Origin of the sequence: Lelliottia sp. CFBP8978, assembly GCF_034046055.2 — a bacterium.
Taxonomy (GTDB): Bacteria; Pseudomonadota; Gammaproteobacteria; order Enterobacterales; family Enterobacteriaceae; genus Enterobacter.
Window position 1 is genome coordinate 3799772 of sequence record NZ_CM188253.1, and the last position, 19703, is coordinate 3819474.

The 19703-nt window shown below is 57.7% G+C and carries 16 protein-coding genes; 8 read left to right on the forward strand and 8 right to left on the reverse strand.

Translation table 11 applies throughout. From position 1 onward, the window contains the following. The first annotated feature begins 9 nt into the window (after positions 1–9). Positions 10–2361: an alpha-glucosidase gene (ygjK, locus tag SOM82_RS17775; protein WP_320460869.1), complete on the forward strand. Its 2352-nt coding sequence runs from the start codon at positions 10–12 to the stop codon at positions 2359–2361. Positions 2362–2465: 104 nt separating this feature from the next. On the opposite strand, the gene lsrG is transcribed toward ygjK, so the two are convergent. The 6 genes from lsrG to lsrA are packed head-to-tail and all read right to left on the reverse strand — an operon-like array spanning position 2466 to position 8165. Then, positions 2466–2759, reverse strand: coding sequence for a (4S)-4-hydroxy-5-phosphonooxypentane-2,3-dione isomerase (gene lsrG, locus SOM82_RS17780; RefSeq protein WP_320460870.1), 294 nt, complete (start codon positions 2757–2759; stop codon positions 2466–2468). Then, positions 2756–3643 carry a 3-hydroxy-5-phosphonooxypentane-2,4-dione thiolase gene (gene lsrF, locus SOM82_RS17785; protein WP_100778830.1) on the reverse strand — a complete coding sequence of 296 codons (888 nt, stop codon included), beginning with the start codon at positions 3641–3643 and terminating at the stop codon, positions 2756–2758. The genes lsrG and lsrF overlap by 4 nt, the downstream gene beginning before the upstream one ends. Positions 3644–3653: 10 nt before the next feature. Beyond that, the gene (lsrB, locus tag SOM82_RS17790; protein ID WP_154126344.1) at positions 3654–4655 is read right to left on the reverse strand and encodes an autoinducer 2 ABC transporter substrate-binding protein LsrB; all 1002 of its coding nucleotides are present in this window, start codon (positions 4653–4655) and stop codon (positions 3654–3656) included. Between the two features lies 1 nt (position 4656). Next, entirely contained in the window at positions 4657–5649 is a 993-nt protein-coding gene (lsrD, locus tag SOM82_RS17795; protein ID WP_320460871.1) for an autoinducer 2 ABC transporter permease LsrD, read from the reverse strand. Further along, positions 5650–6681, reverse strand: coding sequence for an autoinducer 2 ABC transporter permease LsrC (gene lsrC / locus SOM82_RS17800; RefSeq protein WP_320460872.1), 1032 nt, complete (start codon positions 6679–6681; stop codon positions 5650–5652). Beyond that, positions 6678–8165 carry an autoinducer 2 ABC transporter ATP-binding protein LsrA gene (gene lsrA / locus SOM82_RS17805; RefSeq protein WP_320460873.1) on the reverse strand — a complete coding sequence of 496 codons (1488 nt, stop codon included), beginning with the start codon at positions 8163–8165 and terminating at the stop codon, positions 6678–6680. The genes lsrC and lsrA overlap by 4 nt, the downstream gene beginning before the upstream one ends. Before the next feature lie 215 nt (positions 8166–8380). Between lsrA and lsrR the strand changes: the two genes are divergently transcribed. From lsrR to SOM82_RS17820, 3 genes are all read left to right on the forward strand, one after another. Beyond that, a complete protein-coding gene (gene lsrR, locus SOM82_RS17810; protein ID WP_154126348.1) occupies positions 8381–9352 on the forward strand; it encodes a transcriptional regulator LsrR in 972 nt (323 codons plus the stop codon). Between the two features lie 33 nt (positions 9353–9385). Next, a complete protein-coding gene (lsrK, locus tag SOM82_RS17815) occupies positions 9386–10969 on the forward strand; it encodes an autoinducer-2 kinase (protein WP_320460874.1) in 1584 nt (527 codons plus the stop codon). Positions 10970–11424: 455 nt separating this feature from the next. Next, positions 11425–13446 carry an oxidoreductase gene (locus tag SOM82_RS17820; RefSeq protein ID WP_320460875.1) on the forward strand — a complete coding sequence of 674 codons (2022 nt, stop codon included), beginning with the start codon at positions 11425–11427 and terminating at the stop codon, positions 13444–13446. Between the two features lie 58 nt (positions 13447–13504). Here SOM82_RS17820 and rlmG read toward each other — a convergent pair whose 3' ends face one another. Next, entirely contained in the window at positions 13505–14641 is a 1137-nt protein-coding gene (gene rlmG / locus SOM82_RS17825) for a 23S rRNA (guanine(1835)-N(2))-methyltransferase RlmG (protein WP_320460876.1), read from the reverse strand. Positions 14642–14725: 84 nt separating this feature from the next. Between rlmG and SOM82_RS17830 the strand changes: the two genes are divergently transcribed. The 4 genes from SOM82_RS17830 to sstT all read left to right on the forward strand — a co-directional run bounded on the left by SOM82_RS17830 (position 14726) and on the right by sstT (position 19057). Next, positions 14726–15226 (forward strand): YgjP-like metallopeptidase domain-containing protein, encoded by a 501-nt coding sequence (locus SOM82_RS17830; RefSeq protein ID WP_320460877.1) that lies wholly within the window; start codon positions 14726–14728, stop codon positions 15224–15226. Between the two features lie 134 nt (positions 15227–15360). Next, a complete protein-coding gene (locus tag SOM82_RS17835; protein ID WP_320460878.1) occupies positions 15361–16359 on the forward strand; it encodes a Gfo/Idh/MocA family protein in 999 nt (332 codons plus the stop codon). Between the two features lie 273 nt (positions 16360–16632). Continuing rightward, a complete protein-coding gene (locus tag SOM82_RS17840) occupies positions 16633–17601 on the forward strand; it encodes a TerC family protein (protein WP_154126354.1) in 969 nt (322 codons plus the stop codon). A gap of 214 nt (positions 17602–17815) precedes the next feature. Then, on the forward strand, positions 17816–19057 hold the full coding sequence (sstT, locus tag SOM82_RS17845) for a serine/threonine transporter SstT (RefSeq protein ID WP_320460879.1): 1242 nt from the start codon (positions 17816–17818) through the stop codon (positions 19055–19057). A 16-nt stretch (positions 19058–19073) separates the two neighbouring features. On the opposite strand, the gene SOM82_RS17850 is transcribed toward sstT, so the two are convergent. Beyond that, positions 19074–19628: a YgjV family protein gene (locus SOM82_RS17850; RefSeq protein ID WP_414672121.1), complete on the reverse strand. Its 555-nt coding sequence runs from the start codon at positions 19626–19628 to the stop codon at positions 19074–19076. Positions 19629–19703 lie beyond the last annotated feature (75 nt).

Consider the following 19703-nt stretch of genomic DNA (forward strand, 5'->3'; position numbering starts at 1 on the left):
CGATTAACCATGAAACTGACCACCCCACTCGCCCCGCTGGCCTGTGCTTTGATGCTCAGCCTCTCGGCGCACGCGGCTACCGCTGATAGCTATAAAAACGTGATTAACCGCGTCGGCGCGCCGCACTACATGCAGGATTTTGACAGCGACGACCACCAGCGTTTTAACCCGTTCTTCGATCTCGGGGCCTGGCACGGACATTTGCTGCCCGATGGGCCGGAAACGATGGGCGGCTTCCCCGGCCCGGCGCTGCTGACAGAAGAGTACATCAACTTTATGGCCACCAACTTTGACCGGCTGACGGTCACGCGCGGCGGCAAAAAAGTCGATTTCACGATGCAGGCGTGGAGTCTTCCTGGGGCGTTAGTCCAGACCCTGACCGCGTCCGGCGTGAAGATCGTCATGACCCTGCGCTTCGCCAGCCCGCGCACCTCGCTTCTGGAAACACAAATCACCAGCGACGCGCCTCTCGTTCTGCAATGGGATGGCGAGTTGCTGGAAAAACTGGAAGCCAAAGAGGGCAAAGCGGTTTCCGATAAAACTATCGACAGCGCGTATCCGGACTATCAGCGCCGCCTGGTCGCCACGCGCGACGGCGTGAACGTGACGTTTGGCAAAGTGCGTTCGACCTGGGATCTGCTGACCTCCGGGGCATCGCAGTATCAGGTGCATAAGTCGATTCCCGTTGAGACTCACATTGACGGGCATCGCTTCACCAGCACCGCGCGCGTCAATGGTTCGACGACGATCTGGACCACTTATTCCCATCTGCTGACCGCCGACGACGTCAGCCATGAGAAGGCGCAGATCCGCGATATTCTCGCTCGCCCTGCGCATTTTATGCAGGCGTCGGAGCAACGCTGGGAAGGTTATTTGCAACGTGGGCTGACAAATCCAGACGCCACCGAGCAGCAAACGCGCGTCGCGGTGAAAGCCATCGAAACCCTGAACGGCAACTGGCGCTCGCCAGGCGGCGCGGTGAAATTCAATACCGTCACGCCGTCGGTTACCGGGCGCTGGTTCTCCGGCAACCAGACCTGGCCGTGGGATACCTGGAAACAGGCGTTTGCGATGGCGCACTTTAACCCGGAGATCGCCAAAGAGAACATCCGCGCGGTCTTCTCGTGGCAGGTCAAAGCCGACGATAAAGTGCGTCCGCAGGATGCTGGGTTTGTTCCGGATCTGATCGCCTGGAACCTCAGCCCGGATCGCGGCGGCGACGGCGGGAACTGGAATGAGCGCAACACCAAACCGAGCCTCGCGGCGTGGTCGGTGATGGAAGTGTATAAAACCACCAAGGACAAAGCCTGGCTGGAGGAGATGTACCCGAAACTGGTGGCTTATCACGACTGGTGGCTGCGCAACCGCGATCACAACCACAACGGCGTGCCGGAGTACGGCGCGACGCGCGATAAAGCCCACAACACTGAAAACGGCGAGATGCTGTTCACGGTGAAAACCGGCGATAAAGAGCAAACCCTTTCCGGGCTGCAAAATTATGACGCGACCGTCAGCAAAGGCCAGTACGACAGTTTGCAAATTCCGGCGCAGGTGGCGGCGTCCTGGGAATCCGGGCGCGACGACGCGGCGGTGTTTGGCTTTATTGATAAAGATCAGCTGGATAAGTACGTGCAGAATGGCGGGAAACGCAGCGACTGGACGGTGAGCTTCGCCGAAAACCGTGACGCCAAAGGCACCCTGCTCGGCTATTCCCTGATGCAGGAGTCCGTCGATCAGGCGAGCTATATGTTCAGCGATAACCGCTATCTGGCGGAAATGGCGACGATCCTCGGTAAACCCGAAGCGGCGAAGCATTACGGGCAGCTGGCGGATAAGCTCGCGGACTACATCAATACCTGCATGTTTGATGCGAAAAGTGGTTTTTATTACGACATCCGCATTGAAGAAAAACCGCTGGCCAACGGCTGCGCGGGCAAACCGATCGTCGAGCGCGGAAAAGGGCCGGAAGGCTGGTCGCCGCTGTTTAACGGCGCAGCGACCCAGGCGCACGCCGATGCAGTGGTGAAAGTGATGCTGGACCCGAAAGAGTTCAACACCTTTGTACCGCTCGGCACCGCGGCGTTAACCAACCCGGCGTTTGGCGCAGATATCTACTGGCGTGGGCGCGTATGGGTGGATCAGTTCTGGTTTGGGCTCAAAGGGATGGAACGTTACGGGCATCGCGATGCGGCGCTGAAACTGGCGGATACCTTCTTCCAGCACGCCAAAGGGCTGACCAGCGACGGGCCGATCCAGGAGAACTACAACCCGCTGACCGGTGCGCAGCAAGGTGCACCGAACTTCTCATGGAGTTCTGCGCATTTGTATATGTTGTATAACGATTTTTTCCGTAAGGAGTAGTCTGGGCCCCTCACCCCGGCCCTCTCCCCAAGGGAGAGGGAGAAAAGACCGCACTGAGTAGTCCCCTCTCCCTGTGGGAGAGGGTTAGGGCGAGGGGTAAGGTCTTACTCCGGCATCAACCCCACAAAACTCCGTTTCTTACGCGGTTCCGACATCAACGCCTCAAGCTTATCCACGCACTCCAGATAGTGCGGCGTTTTCTTGTGCGCCAGCACCGCCTCTTCATCTTTGTAGGCTTCGTAGATAAAGAACCGGGTTTTCACCCGCGGGTCCTGCAACACGTCAAAACGCAGATTTCCCGGCTCCTGGATCGCCCCTTCGTGATTAGCGCGAAACACCTCAAGAAACTCATCCACGCGTTCCGGTTTGATATTGATTTCCACTAACGTCACATTCATTTCACCTCTCCCTGTTTTTCTTCCTGCCAGAACTGGAACGCCTCGCGAGCGCTCATGTTCTCGTGTACCACTTTTTTCACCGCTTTGAGCATCGCCAGCGGGGCGCTGGACTGGAAGATATTGCGTCCCATGTCCACGCCAGAGGCCCCCTGGTCGATCGCGCGGAAGCACATCTCCAGCGCCTCGTGTTCGGGCAGCTTTTTGCCCCCGGCGATCACAATCGGTACCGGACAGCTGGCGGTGACTTTTTCGAACCCTTCTTCGACGAAATAGGTTTTGACGAACTGCGCCCCTATTTCGGCGGCAATACGGCTGGCCAGCGAAAAATAACGCGCATCACGCGCCATCTCTTTCCCGACGCCGGTCACCGCCAGGGTCGGAATGCCGTAGCGATTGCCCGCATCCACCAGCTTGATAATGTTGTTGATTGACTGATGCTCAAACTCGCTGCCGATATACACCTGCGCCGCCACGGCACAGACGTTCAGACGCAGGGCGTCTTCCATTGCCACCGCCACGCACTCATTCGATAGCTCGCCCAGAATGGAGTTACCGCCCGACGCGCGCAGCACCACCGGTTTATTGGTGGCGGGCGGAACGGTGCTTCGCAAAATCCCGCGGGTACACATCAGCACGTCGGTTTCAGCAAATAGCGGCGCAATCGACAGATCGATGCGTTCCAGCCCGGTGGTCGGTCCCTGAAAATAGCCATGGTCAAAGGCCAGCATCACCGTACGATTGCTTTTCGGATTGAAGATCCGCGCCAGACGCGACTGCATTCCCCAGTCCAGCGCACCGCAGCCCTTCAGGGTGAACGGTACGTTCTGCTGCGGCGTACCGATGCCAAAATCTTTGCCGTCTTTAATATCATCTAAATCAGCCATTTTTCCCCCGTCAGAAGTCGTATTTGTCGATGTTCTCTTTGGTGAACACCACGCGCTCCGGCAGCAGCACAATGCCGTTGCCTTTCGCTTCGTATTGATAACCCTGTACGCTGTTTGGCTCGACTTTCAGCGTGCCGATATCTTTCACGTCCACGCTGTCGCCGACGTTAAGATCGCCCTTTTTCAGCAAATGATCTGCCACGTTGACCGCAATTTTGCCCTGCTGCACCACATCCCACAGGCCGAAGGCTTTTACCGTGCCGCGCTCCACATACGGGCGCATCACGTTTGGCGTACTGAAGCCAACAATCGCCACTCCTTCACGTTTGAGGTTTTCCGCCGCCTGCGCCGCCGCAGGCAACGCGTTAGCGTCAGGGGCGATAATCGCATCCAGATCCGGGTAAGCTTTTAAGATCCCCTCGGCGGTTTGCAGCGATTTTGTGGCATCGTTATAGCCAAACTGCGTCGTGACGATCTCCCACTGCGGGTGCTCTTTCTCGATTTTGGCCTTCGCCTCTTTTACCCACTGGTTTTGGTCGGTGACCGTGGGGCTGGAATAGAAAAATGCGACTTTGGCGTTGGGCTTTGTGACCTGCTTCGAGGCCATATCCACCAGTAGCCCGCCAAGCTGTTCCGGCGTGCCTTGATTGATGTAGATGCTGCGACATTCGGGTTTGGTATCGGAATCCCAGGTCAGCACCTTCACACCGCGCTGCATCGCCCGTTTCAGCGCCGGGCAAAGCCCGTCTGGCGACACGGCGGAGACGATAATCGCGTTGTAGCCCTGGTTGACGAAGTTGTTAATGAGCTGCACCTGGCCGGAAACGCTCGGTTCGGTCGGGCCGTCGTAGGTGACATCAGCCCCCAGCGCTTTGCCTGCCTCTTTGGCGCCGTTTCCGCCGCTGGTAAAGAAGCCGACACCAACCAGTTTTGGAATGAATGCAATGCGATCGGCAGCCTGGGCGGAGGCAACGCTTAACGCCATCGCCAGGACTAACAGTTTTGTTTTCATCTTAAGCTCCGAGTGTTTTCTGTGAGAAAAGGCGTCGCCACGCCGAACGCAGCCATTCACGATGCAGACTCAGCGAACGTCCCATCACCACCACAACCAACAGCGCCCCTGACAGCGCGCTCGACACCTGGTTGGGGATGCCGACCATCTGTAACCCCTGTTGCAGATACCCCACCAGCAGCGCCGCCAGTGCCGTACCGATAACCGAACCTGAACCGCCATAAATATTGGCTCCGCCGAGCACCGCCGCCGTGAGCGCGGGCATCAGCAAATCACGCCCTAAATCGGAACGCGCGGATCCGAAATAGGAGACCATCACCAGCGCGGCAATCGCCGACGCCATGCCCACCAGTCCGTACAACGCGTATGGCATCCCGTTCACCGACAGCGCCGCGTAACGCGCCGCACGCGGGTTTTGTCCAATCAAAAACAGATGCCGGCCAAAACGCCCGCGATGGGTGATCAACCAGAAGAAAAAGGTAATGACCGCAAACAGCACCAGCGGGATCGGCAGACCGAAAACGGTCAGGCTGGCGAAAGCGGTGAAACTGTCCGGGAAGCCGCCGATCCCCTCATAGCCGGTTGCGCCAGCCATGCCGGAGAGCAACAACGCGCCGCCGCCGTACAGATAGAGCGTGCCAAGGGTAATCACCAGCGGACTGATGCCGGTGTAGTGGATCAGCGCCGCGTTGAACAAGCCGCACAGCAGACCGAGCAGCAGCGTCAGCGGGATCGCCGCCAGCATCGGCAGCCCGGCCTGCATCATCACGCCCAGCGCGATGGCGCACAGGCCGATGGTGGAGCCGAGCGAGATATCAATCCCGCCGCTAATGATCACCAGCGTCAGCGGCAGCGCGACAATCCCGATGCAGATAAAGTCGCTGGTGCTGAACAGCAGCATGTTGATATCGAGCATGCGCGGGTTAATGGCCCCGAAAAGCAGGATCTCCACAACCAGCAATATCAACAGCGCGCTTTCCCAGTTAAGCCTCATTTACGCCACCTCTTTTTTGCGTTTTGGAAACGGGGTGACGTGCTTTCCCCCTTTATTACCAGGCTGAAAGCGGCTGTACTTCAGCGCCCGTTGATGACGCATCAGCGCCTGACGTAAACGCCCGTCGAGCACCAGCACGCCAAGCAGCACCAGTCCGGCGATAAAGTCATTCCACCAGGCCGGGAGTCTGAACAGCACCAGCACGGTGTCGATTTGCGTCAGGAAGAAGGCGCCGAGCAACGCGCCAATCAGCGTTCCGGTGCCGCCGAGCAGCGAAATACCGCCCAGCACGCAGGCGGCGATGGCTTTCATCTCCAGCCCGCTGCCGGTCTGGTTGGGGACAAATCCAATCTGCGAGGCAAAGGCAATCCCGGCGCAGGCCGCCAGCATGCCGTTGAGGGTAAAGGCGATCATGCGGGTACGATTCACCGCTACGCCGAGCTGACGCGCGGCGGCCAGATTGTCGCCAACCGCGTAAAAATCGCGGCCAAATGCGGTGCGCGACAGCGTCCACGCGCCAGCAATGGCTAAAAACAGCACCACCATACCGAGCGGAGAAACACCGAGGGCTATCGGCTCTGACAGCGCCTTCAGGCTCGATGGCAATCCTTCAATCCATTTACCGCCGGTCCACAGCAGCATGGCCCCGCGATACAGCCCCAGCGTGCCGAGCGTGGCGACTATCGCCGGGATACGTAATCCGACCACCAGCAGGCCGTTGAACGCCCCGGCCAGTGCGCCAATGGCCAACGCAAACAGCATCGACACCGGCAGGCTGTAGCCGTTATTCAGCGCCACCCCCACCGCAATGGCGCAAAGCCCCACCGTGGAGCCGACCGAGACATCAATGTTGCGCGTCAGCATCACCAGCGTCGCGCCCAGCGCCAGCAGGATCAGAATTTGCGCGCTGGCAAAAATCATCCCCAGCGTTTGAAAACTCAAATAAGCCGGGTTGAGCGCCACCAGCACGCCGAACAGCGCCAGGATGGCGAGGAAGGCGCTCAGCTCGCGGTTTTTCAGTAACGTCTTCATGATTGCCCTCCAAAGGCCAGCGCCATCATGCGCTCGAGGCTGACGGCGTGGCGCGGCAGTTCGCCGCTGAGCACGCCCTGATGCATCACCAGCACCCGATCGGCGAGGCCCGGAAATTCATCCAGATCGCTGGAGATCATCAGTACCGCCACGTTCTGCGCTGCCACGCTTTTGATCAGCTGGTAGATGTCCGCGCGCGCCGAAACATCGACACCGCGCGTCGGCTCATCCACGATCAGCAGCAGCGGATTGGCCTCCAGACAGCGGGCCAGAAGAACTTTTTGCTGGTTTCCGCCGGACAGCGTGCGCACGGTTTGATCCGGGTGGTTGAGCTTGATCCCGAGCGCACGGTGATAGCGTTCTACGACCGCCGCTTCGCGTTTGCGCTGTTGCCAGACGGAAGGTTCATTCAGCGCGACGGTGTTCCAGCGGATCGGCGCATCCAAAAATAATCCGGAAACCTGCCGATCTTCAGGCAGATAGACCAGCCCTTTATCCATCCGCGACTGCACACTGTCGCCGCCGATCGCCTGGTTCTCCAGCCAGATCCGCCCGCCGCGTACAGGACGCAGCCCGTAAAGCGTCTCCGCAAACTCGGTACGCCCCGATCCCACCAGCCCGGCGAGTCCGACGATCTCTCCGGCGTAGATCTCCAGATTGAGATCGATAAACCCCTCGCCCGTGAGATCTTCCACCCGCAGCACCGGGAAATCCTGCGCCTGGGTACGACGGTTGCCCGGCAGCGCCAGCCACAGTTTTTGCGTATCGCTTAAGCTATGCTCGCGGCCTACCGGCGTCATGGCGGCGATTAAGGCGTTGTCATCACAGGCCGTGATTTCGCCACTCAGCACCACGGCGCCGTCGCGCATCACCGAAACGTGGCTGGCAAGCTGGCGGATCTCTGGCAATTTATGCGAGATAAAAACGATGCCGACGCCAAAATCCTGCAGGGCGCGGATCTGACGGAACAACCGTTCGGTTTCCCCTGGTGTGAGCGAAGCCGTGGGTTCATCGAGGATCAGGATTTTCGCCTCGCGCATTAATCCGCGCAGGATCTCCACCATCTGCTGATCCGCCACTTCCAGCGTGCTGGCGGCGGCATCAAGATTGAGCTGGCATTCCAGCTGTCGGAGTTTATCCGCCAGGCGCTTTTCAGGATCGTGAGCGCGCGGCAGTCGAAAAAGGATGTTTTCACGCACGGTGAGATTCGGAAACAGCATCGGCTCTTGCGGCACCAGATAGATACCTAACTGATGCGCCTGGCCGGGACTGAGGCGCGCAAAAGGCTTTCCTTCAACGTAAAGTTCACCGCTATCTGGCGTTTCCACCCCGGCGATGATTTTCATTAGCGTCGATTTGCCCGCGCCGTTGCCACCCATTAGCGCGTGGACCTGCCCAGCAAGCAGCGTGAAATCAATGCCCTTCAGCACCGGAACACCGGAGAACTGTTTGTGGATCCCGCGCGCCTCTATCAGTGTGGTCATCACCGCTCCGCTATTGAACAAATGATTTTTTGATTTAATAATGTTCAAAAGCGTAGACGGTGAACTATATTTACAACCGTGCAGGGATCACAGTTTTATGGATTAAGATCCAGATAGCGCAGAAACAATCTAAAAGATCCGTTTTGCCGCATGGCTCACATTTTCTGTCCGCGTCATTGCGAACATATGATCTAAATTTTTATAAGAGTTCAAATATGGGCGATAAACGCATTGCCGAAGAGAGTCGATTTGCCGGGCTGGCGCTGGCTGAAGAAGAACTGGTTGCGCGGGTGGCGTGGTGCTATTACCACGACGGCCTGACGCAGAACGATATTGGCGAGCGCTTAGGGTTGCCGCGCCTGAAGATTTCACGGTTGTTGGAAAAGGGACGTCAGTCGGGCGTTATCCGCGTCCAGATTAATTCCCGCTATGAGGGCTGTCTGGCGCTGGAAACAGAATTACAGCAGCGCTTTGGGCTGAAGCTGGTTCGCGTGGTTCCCGCGCTGAATACCTCATCCATGAACGTGCGTCTTGGCATTGGCGCGGCGCAGTCCTTAATGGGCGTGCTGGAGCCAGGACAACTGCTGGCGGTGGGATTTGGCGAAGCGACCATGAGCTGCATTCAACATTTAAGCGGCTTTATCAGCTCGCAGCAGGTGCGGCTGGTGACCCTCTCCGGCGGAGTGGGGCCGTACATGACCGGTATCGGCCAGCTGGACGCCGCCTGTAGCGTGAGCATGATCCCCGCCCCGCTTCGCGTCTCATCGGCGGAAGTGGCCGGGATCTTAAAACGCGAAGCCAGCGTGCGGGATGTGATCCTTGCGGCGACCGCCGCCGATGCCGCCGTCGTGGGAATTGGCGCGGTAAATCAGCGCCGCGATGCCACAATTTTGCGCTCCGGTTACATCAGCGAAGGCGAACAGCTGATGTTTGCGCGTAAAGGCGCAGTGGGTGACATCCTCGGCTATTTCCTTAATGCCGCAGGCGAACGGGTTGCCGATCTGGACATCCATCAGGAATTACTGGGTGTGACGCTCGATGAGCTGGCGCAGCTGCCGACGATTATCGGCGTGGCCGGTGGCGAAGAGAAAACAGATGCGATTTATGCCGCACTGAAAGGTCGCCGTATCAATGGCCTGGTGACGGAAGAGACGACAGCCCGCGCGGTGCTGGCTCTGGCGACATAAGAGCCTGTCCCGTGCTCACAACGAGGCAAGGTCATGAGTTACCTTTTAGCGTTAGATGCAGGGACGGGAAGTGTTCGCGCCGTGGTATTCGATCTGCACGGCAACCAGATCGCCGTCGGCCAGGCGGAGTGGAAACACCTGAGTGTGGAAAATGTGCCTGGCTCTATGGAGTTTGATCTCGAAACGAACTGGCGACTGACGTGCCAGTGTATCCACCAGGCGCTGGAGCGTGCCCATCTTAGCGCGGCGGACATTCAGTCCATCGCCTGCTGTTCGATGCGGGAAGGCATCGTGCTCTATGACCGCAACGGCGAGGCGATTTGGGCCTGCGCGAACGTCGATGCCCGCGCCAGCCGTGAAGTAGCTGAACTCAAAGAGATCCACGACGACCGTTTTGAATCCGAGGTATATGACGTCTCCGGCCAGACGCTGGCCCTGAGCGCCATGCCGCGCCTGCTATGGCTGGCGCATCATCGGCCGGACATTTATCGCAACGCGGCGACCATCACCATGATCAGCGACTGGCTGGCGGCAAAACTTTCCGGCGAGCTGGCGGTGGATCCGTCCAATGCGGGGACCACCGGTATGCTCGATCTGTTTAGCCGCGACTGGCGTCCTGCGCTGCTGGATATGGCCGGGCTGCGCGCCGATATTCTTTCCCCGGTCAAAGAGACCGGCACTGTGCTGGGAGCCGTCACCCGCGAGGCTGCGCAGCAAAGCGGCCTGCGCGAGGGCACGCCGGTGGTGATGGGCGGCGGCGATGTGCAGCTGGGTTGTCTGGGCTTAGGCGTGGTGCGCGCCGGGCAAACCGCGGTGTTGGGGGGAACGTTCTGGCAGCAGGTGGTAAATCTGCCGCAGGTGCGTACCGATCCGGAGATGAATATTCGCGTGAATCCGCACGTCATCCCCGGAATGGCGCAGGCCGAATCCATCAGCTTCTTTACCGGACTGACGATGCGCTGGTTCCGGGATGCCTTTTGCGCGGAAGAAAAACTGATCGCCGAGCGAATGGGGATGGACGCCTATTCGCTGCTCGAAGAGATGGCCAGCCGCGTACCGCCTGGCTCTCACGGTGTGATGCCGATATTTTCTGATGCAATGCATTTTAAGCAGTGGTATCACGCTGCGCCGTCGTTTATTAACCTCTCCATCGACCCGGAAAAATGCAATAAAGCGACGCTGTTCCGCGCCCTGGAAGAGAATGCCGCGATTGTTTCGGCCTGTAATCTGGCGCAGATCTCCCATTTTTCCGGCGTGACGTTTGAAAGCCTGGTGTTCGCCGGTGGCGGCGCAAAAGGGGCATTGTGGAGCCAGATTTTAAGCGATGTCACCGGACTGCCGGTGCGCGTACCCGAAGTGAAAGAGGCGACGGCGCTCGGCTGCGCGATTGCGGCAGGCACCGGGGCTGGGCTGTTTAGCGATATGGCCTCGACGGGGGAACGGCTGGTGAAGTGGAGCCGGGAATTTACACCTAATCCCGATCACCGGGAGTTGTACGACGGGATGATGCAAAAATGGCAGGCGGTCTATGTCGATCAGCTCGGGCTGGTCGATAGCGGGCTGACCACGTCGATGTGGCAGGCGCCAGGACTGGTGCGGACGTCCCCCTCACCCTGACCCTCTCCCCCCAGGACAGAGGGGAAAATGCCCAACCCTTAGCGTCAAGTCCGCACCGGTCGGTCCCCTCTCCCTGACCCTCTCCCCTCAGGGCAGAGGGGAAAATGCCCAACCCTTAGCGTCAAGTCCGCACCGGTCGGTCCCCTCTCCCTGACCCTCTCCCCTCAGGGGAGAGGGGAAAATGCCCAACCCTTAGCGTCAAGCCCACACCGGTAGGTCCCCTCACCCTGACCCTCTCCCCCCAGGACAGAGGGGATAATGCCCAACCCTTAGCGTCAAATCTGCACTGGTCGGTCCCCTCTCCCCGTGGGAGAGGGTTAGGGTGAGGGCATCAGGCCGCATCAATCTTTGAATCCCATCACAATCACCGCACTCCTCTTTTCCCTTTTGCCTGCGACTGGCTAAATTAGTAACTCATCCGACCACATAACAATAATTTTACACTGGAAGAGATTATGAGCCGCTATCCGTCGCTTTTTGCCCCACTCGATCTGGGGTTCACCACCCTTAAAAACCGCGTCTTGATGGGATCTATGCATACCGGTCTGGAGGAACATCCGGACGGTGCTGAACGCCTGGCGGCCTTCTACGCCGAACGTGCCCGTCACGGGGTGGCATTGATTGTCACGGGCGGCGTAGCGCCTGCGCTGTCCGGCGTGGGCATGGAAGGCGGCGCGGTGCTCAACGATGCCAGCCAGCTGCCGCATCACCGCGTGGTGACCGATGCGGTGCACAAAGAAGGGGGCAAAATTGCGCTGCAAATCCTGCATACCGGGCGCTACAGCTATCAGCCGCACCTGGTGGCCCCTTCCGCCATTCAGGCCCCGATTAACCGCTTTACGCCGCACGCCCTCACCCACGATGAAATCCTTGCGCTGATAAACGACTTCGCCCGCTGCGCCGCGCTGGCTCGTGAGGCAGGTTATGACGGCGTGGAGGTGATGGGTTCCGAAGGCTATCTGATTAACGAATTTCTCGCTGCGCGAACCAACCATCGCGACGACGAATGGGGCGGCGATTATTCACGTCGGATGCGCTTTGCCGTAGAAATAGTACGCGCCGTACGCGAGCGCGCAGGAGCCGATTTTATTATTATCTTCCGCCTGTCGATGCTCGATTTGGTGGAGGGCGGCGGCACGTTTGAAGAGACTGTCCAGCTGGCGCAAGCCATCGAAGCGGCGGGCGCGACCCTTATCAACACCGGCATTGGCTGGCATGAAGCGCGCATTCCGACCATCGCCACGCCGGTCCCTCGCGCCGCGTTTAGCTGGGTCACCCGCAAGCTGAAAGGCAAAGTGTCGATCCCGCTGGTCACCACCAACCGCATTAACGATCCTCAGGTGGCCGAGGATGTGCTGGCCAAAGGCGATGCCGATATGGTGTCGATGGCGCGTCCGTTCCTGGCCGACGCGGAGCTGCTTTCCAAAGCGCAAAGCGATCGCGCTGATGAGATCAATACCTGTATCGGCTGTAATCAGGCGTGCCTGGATCAGATCTTCGTCGGCAAAGTGACCTCCTGTCTGGTGAATCCGCGCGCCTGCCACGAAACGAAGATGCCGATCGTTCCGGCGGTGAAGATCAAACGTCTGGCCGTGGTCGGCGCAGGGCCAGCGGGCCTGGCGTTTGCGGTGAATGCCGCGGCGAGGGGCCACGCGGTCACGCTGTTTGACGCGCTGGCGGAGATTGGCGGGCAGTTTAATATCGCCAAACAGATCCCCGGCAAAGAAGAGTTTTACGAAACGCTGCGCTATTACCGCCGGATGATCGCGTTGACCGGCGTGGATCTGCGGCTCAATCAGTATGTCAGCGCATCAGAGCTGAGTGCTTTTGATGAAGTGATCCTGGCAAGCGGGATCGCGCCGCGCACTCCCACGATCGACGGCATCGATCACCCGAAAGTGCTGAGTTATCTTGACGTGTTGCGCGACAAGATGCCCGTCGGCGAGAGCGTGGCGATTATCGGCTGCGGCGGAATCGGCTTTGATACCGCGATGTATCTGAGCCAGCCCGGTGAAGCGACCAGTCAGAATATTGCCGAGTTTTGCGTGGAATGGGGAATCGACACCAGCCTGAATCAGTCCGGCGGCCTGCGTCCAGAGGGACCGCTGTTACCGAAAAGCCCGCGTCGGATAGTGATGCTCCAGCGTAAAGCCAGCAAGCCTGGCGAGGGGCTGGGGAAAACGACCGGCTGGATCCACCGCGCGACGCTGCTTTCCCGCGGTGTGAAGATGATCCCGGCGGTGAGCTATCAAAAAATCGACGATGAGGGATTGCATGTGGTGATCGGCGGCGAACCGCAGCTTCTTCGCGTGGATCATGTGATTTTGTGTGCCGGGCAGGAGCCGAAACGCGATCTGGCCGATCCGCTGCGCGAAGCCGGAAAAACGGTGCATTTGATTGGCGGGTGTGATGTGGCGATGGAACTGGACGCCCGGCGAGCCATTGCGCAGGGGACCCGTCTGGCGCTGGAAATCTAGGTAATGTACGCCCGGTAAGCGTAGCGCTACCGGGCATAACCGTCGCAGCAGTGCCGACTTAGCGACGACGCCCCAGCTTCACGGCTTTCAGCACCACAAATTTGTTATTGGTGGCGACCGTGGAGCAGTTACCGAAAATCTTCTTCAGCTTGTGGAAGTAGTCAAGGTGACGGTTTGCCACGATGTACAGCTCACCGTTAATCTTCAGGCAGCGACGCGCGTGGTGGAACATTTCCCAGGCCACATTATCCGTCAGGGCATGTTTCTGGTGGAACGGCGGGTTGCACAGCACCGCGTTGAAGCGGAAAGGCTCAACGCCCGACAGCGCGTTGTTGATCATAAATTCGCAGCGATCCAGCGCTTCCGGCATGTTGGTTTCTACATTCAGGCGGCTTGATGCCACCGCCATCGGCGACTCATCGGTAAAGATCACGCTGGCTTCCGGGTTTTTCTCCAGCAGCGTCAGCCCCACAACACCGTTACCGCAACCGAGATCGACGATTTCGCCTTCCAGATTTTCTGGCAGATGTTCCAGGAAGAAGCGAGCGCCGATATCCAGCCCGGTGCGCGAGAAGACGTTCGCATGGTTGTGAATGGTCCAGCTAGTTCCTTCCAGTTTCCAGCTCAGGGTTTCTGGCGCATCGGCAAGCTCTGGCTGACTGAAGGTACAGTTAATCAGACGCGCCTTTTTCCAGGCCAGCGTGGTGGTGGTGGGACCCAGCACTTTTTCGAACAGCTCAAGAGTCGAGTTGTGAATATCACGCGCTTTAGCGCCGGCAATAATGCGCGTTTGCGGCGTCACGACGTGGCGCAGCGCCCGCAGCTGCTGTTCCAGCAGGGCCAGCGTTTTAGGAATTTTAATCAGGACAACGCCCGGCGCCTGCGGATATTCCGCCGTGCTGTCGAGAAACTTGACGCTGGATTCCGCAATATCGTTATGACGCAGGTTTTCACGCGTCGCGAGTTCGCTTAAATAAGAGTCGCCGATACTGTAAGGCGTGTGTTCGGCCAGCGCACAGCCCAGCGCACCGAAGGTATCATTCAGGATCAGAACCGGGCCGACAATTTCTGTGTCATCCAACTGTTGCAGCAGATATTCATCCGCCGCTTCCCACGCCTGAAGCGGGTTAACGTCGTCCGTTTCCGGGAAACGTTTAAGATTGAGTGAACGGAAACCGTTGTCTAAGTGGCTCATCGGCCCTCCTGAGTGGTAAAATTTGGCGTTATCCCTGAAAAGGGTGCGTGAGTATACCCGTTTTATCGAACATTTGGGGCTTTGATGAACCAACTTACTTATCTCCAGGGCTACCCGGAGAATTTACTTTTCCAGGTTCGCAGCTTAATTGCCGAGCAAAAATTGGGCGCAGTGCTGGAAAAGCGGTATCCGGGCACGCACGATTTCGCGACGGATAAAGCACTCTGGCAGTATACGCAGGATATGAAAAATCGTTATCTGCGCAGCGCGCCGCCGATCAATAAAGTGATGTACGACAACAAGATCCACGTGCTGAAAAACGCGCTCGGTCTGCACACTGCGATCTCCCGCGTCCAGGGCGGCAAGTTAAAAGCCAAGGCGGAGATCCGCGTCGCCACGGTGTTTCGCAACGCGCCGGAGGCTTTTTTGCGCATGATCGTGGTGCATGAGCTGGCGCACCTGAAGGAAAAAGAGCACGACAAAGCCTTCTATTCCTTGTGTTGTCACATGGAACCGCAGTACCACCAGCTGGAGTTTGATACCCGGCTGTGGCTGACGCATTTATCGTTAAAGGATTGCCCCTAAATTATTCGCGTTGCAGGAAGACCAATGCACCAGCTGCCTGAAGAATGACCGGGATGCGGGTTTACGCACTGGTTTTGTCATGCACGCGTGCTAAAGTGACAAAAGGTTCCCAGCTACGGAGTACGTGAACGTTTATGATACGTTTCGCAGTTATAGGCACTAACTGGATCACTCGCCAGTTCGTCGATGCCGCCCATGAGACCGGCAAATACAAACTCACCGCAGTCTATTCCCGCAGCCTTGAACAGGCCCAGACCTTTGCGAACGATTACCCTGTCGAGCATCTGTTTACCTCGCTCGAGGAGATGGCGCAAAGCGATGCTATAGACGCGGTCTATATTGCCAGCCCGAACTCGCTGCACTCTCCACAAACGCTGCTATTCCTCGCCCACAAAAAACATGTGATTTGCGAGAAACCGCTGGCGTCCACGATTCAGGAAGTGGAAGCCGCCATTCAGCTTGCGCGGGAAAATCAGGTGGTGTTGTTCGAAGCGTTCAAAACCGCCAGCCTGCCTAATTTCCTGCTGTTGCAGCAGTCGTTGCCAAAACTGGGCAAAGTGCGCAAAGCGTTTATTAATTACTGCCAGTATTCGTCCCGGTATCAGCGCTATCTGGACGGCGAAAATCCAAATACCTTTAATCCTGCGTTCTCGAACGGCTCGATTATGGATATCGGTTTTTACTGCCTGGCCTCCGCGGTTGCACTGTGGGGCGAGCCGCATGGCGTGATCGCCACCGCCAGCCTGCTGGAGAGCGGAGTGGATGCGCACGGATTAGTGGTGCTGGATTACGGTGATTTCAGCGTCACGCTGCAACACTCTAAAGTCAGTGATTCTGTGCTGCCGAGTGAAATTCAGGGTGAAGCGGGCTCGCTAGTGATCGAGAAAATTTCCGAGTGCCAGAAGGTGAGTTTTATCCCACGCGGCGGAAAAGCGCAGGAACTGACGCAGCCTCAGCATATTAACACTATGCTCTATGAGGCAGAGGCGTTCGCTCGCCTGGTCGAAAACAATGAAGTGAACCACCCGGGCCTGGCCGTTAGCCGTACCACGGCGAAACTCCAGACCGAGATCCGTCGTCAGACGGGTGTGGTGTTCCCTGCGGATGGCGTGAATACAGAAACTATCGCGTAAAGCTGTGTAATAGGATGCAGTCAGGCATTGACGAAACACGCATGCTGACATATTTTGTTACCTGCAAAGGGGAGTAACTTCATTGCCGGTGGGTCGTCATTACGATGCGTGCAATACCGCATCCGGTCGCCGGGCAACGAAAAGAGTCACGAAAACGTGTTCTTTTGGTTGTAAGTGAGACCTTGCCGGAAGGCGAGGTCCCTGCATAAAAAACGCAACGGCTATCGTCTTCTGACGTTAGCCGTTTTTGTTTTTATGGAAGGAAAAATCTCTATGCACTCTGTCGGCACTCCAATGTTATGGGGCGGGTTCGCCGTTGTGGTGGTCATCATGCTGGCGATCGACCTGTTTTTACAGGGCCGTCGCGGCGCTCATGGCATGACCATGAAACAGGCCGCCGCCTGGTCTCTGGTGTGGGTCAGTCTCTCTCTGCTGTTTTGCGCCGCGTTCTGGTGGTATCTGGCATCGACGGAAGGCCGCGCGGTGGCCGATCCGCAGGCGCTCGCCTTCCTCACTGGCTATCTGATTGAAAAAGCCCTGGCGGTTGATAACGTCTTTGTCTGGCTGATGCTGTTCAGCTACTTTGCGGTTCCTGCGGCTCTGCAGCGCCGCGTGCTGGTTTATGGCGTGCTGGGTGCGATCATCCTGCGTACCGTCATGATCTTCGCGGGCAGCTGGCTGATTACCCAGTTCGAATGGCTGCTATATGTCTTTGGCGCGTTCCTGCTGTTCACCGGTGTGAAAATGGCGCTGGCGAAAGAAGACGAAACCGGAATTGGCGAGAAGCCGCTGGTGAAATGGATCCGCGGACATCTGCGCATGACCGACACCATCGACAACGAGCATTTCTTTGTTCGTAAAAACGGCCTGCTGTTTGCGACGCCGCTGCTGCTGGTGTTGATTCTGGTGGAGCTGAGCGATGTGATCTTCGCCGTCGACAGTATTCCGGCTATCTTCGCGGTAACCACCGATCCGTTTATTGTCCTGACGTCTAACCTGTTCGCGATCCTCGGCTTACGTGCCATGTACTTCCTGCTGGCGGGCGTGGCGGAGCGCTTCTCGATGCTGAAATACGGGCTGTCGGTGATTCTGGTGTTCATCGGTATCAAGATGCTGATTGTCGATTTCTACCATATCCCTATCGCGATTTCGCTGGGCGTGGTGTTTGGCATTCTGGCGCTGACGCTAATCATTAACGCCTGGGTTAATCATCAGAACGATAAGAAACAGCAGACGCAATAATCTCTGTCGCCCTCTCCCTTCGGGAGGGGGCATAAAGCGAATATGTAAATATACAGTTAAAAAATATGACGTAGTACGTAAATTCCAGCATTTTACGCTTCCCCCTCCGCACACTTTCCCTATACTCGGTCAGGCAAACATTTACTTACATCCAGACATAAACGTGACATCGATCACGTCCGGGATGGGACACAATTTCACTTAAGGAATCAAGATGACCACACACTCATCTGGTCTGCTTGCGCGCTTGATGCAGGGCAGCCTTGTAAAACAAATACTGATCGGCCTGGTGCTGGGGATTTTGTTGGCGCTGGTCTCAAAACCCGCCGCCGTCGCCACTGGCTTACTCGGAACGCTGTTTGTGGGCGCACTGAAAGCCGTCGCCCCCATCCTGGTGCTGACCCTGGTGATGGCTTCGATCGCCAATCATCAGCAGGGACAGAAAACCAACATTCGTCCCATCCTGTGGATGTATTTGCTGGGAACATTCTCTGCCGCTCTGACCGCCGTGGTGGTGAGTTTCCTCTTCCCTTCCACCCTGCAACTGACCACGGGCGCAACGGATATTACCCCGCCTGCGGGGATTGTTGAGGTGATGCACGGCCTGCTGATGAGCGTGGTCGCCAACCCCATTCACGCGCTGATCAACGCCAACTACATCGGTATTCTGGTGTGGGCCGTCGGCCTGGGCTTTGCCCTGCGCCACAGCAACGACACCACGAAAAACCTGATTAACGACGTCTCTAACGCAGTGACCTTCATCGTGACGGTAGTGATTCGCTTTGCGCCTGTCGGTATTTTCGGGCTGGTCGCGTCGACGCTGGCGACCACCGGTTTCTCCGCGCTGTGGGGCTATGCGCAGCTGCTGCTGGTATTGGTGGGTTGTATGGCCGTGGTGGCGCTGGTGATTAATACTCTGCTGGTGTTTGTCCAGACCCGTCGCAATCCGTATCCGCTGGTGTTGATGTGTCTGCGCGAAAGCGGGGTCACGGCGTTCTTCACCCGCAGCTCTGCGGCCAATATTCCCGTCAATATGACGCTGTGTGAAAAGCTGAATCTCGACCGCGATACCTATTCGGTGTCAATTCCACTGGGTGCGACGGTGAATATGGCGGGTGCGGCGATCACGATTACCGTGCTGACGCTGGCGGCGGTGCATACGCTGGGGATCCCTGTGGATCTACCAACGGCGCTGTTATTGAGCGTGGTCGCCTCTCTGTGTGCCTGTGGCGCATCCGGCGTGGCGGGCGGTTCGCTGCTGCTCATTCCGCTGGCGTGTAACATGTTCGGTATCCCGAACGAAATCGCCATGCAGGTCGTGGCCGTCGGATTCATTATCGGCGTGTTGCAGGATTCGTGCGAAACCGCCATCAACTCCTCAACCGACGTGATGTTCACGGCCGCCGTGTGTCAGGCAGAAGACGCGCGTCTGGCAAAAAACGCGCTTCGTAGCTAACCGGGGAGCCCTTTCGTCAACGGACGGAGGGGCTCTCTTCTGGTTCCGTTTTTTCGATTTTAAATGGATCGATACCCCGCCGCTGCATACGCCAGAAGCGGAGGATATTCAGCCCGTTCATGATGAGAAAACTGCCCTCAATTAACGTCCCGCCAATCGATCCCAGCCAGAAGTTATGGATCACCCAACATCCGGTGGAACACCAGAGAACGCAGCGCATCGTCAGCCCTTTGCAGCGAAACAGCGCCCAGGTGCTCACCAGCGTGCCGGCCACCGGCAGCAATTCGACAGGATGATGGAATTTCGCCAGACCCAGCCCGGCAGTGAGGACAATAAATAACGTCATCACCCACAGACTGCGGGTGCGCAGGGTAATCAGCGTTCGTACCGCATTGAGCATGGCGCTCGACCCGGCCGGAAACGCCCCCATCAAAAAGAAATGTAGGCCGATAATGGCGCTGTAAGCGGAGAGCTGCTTTTTGAACTTCCGCTCGTCGCGGTTGATAAAGGTGGTGATACCCACCAGAAAGGCGATGACACCAACGCCCTGGGCAAGCCAATACGCGGTCATGATAACGTCCTGTATTCAGACGAAAACAAACGGCGCTTCAGGTAGTGAATGCGCCGTTTTGGGGTGAGATGGATA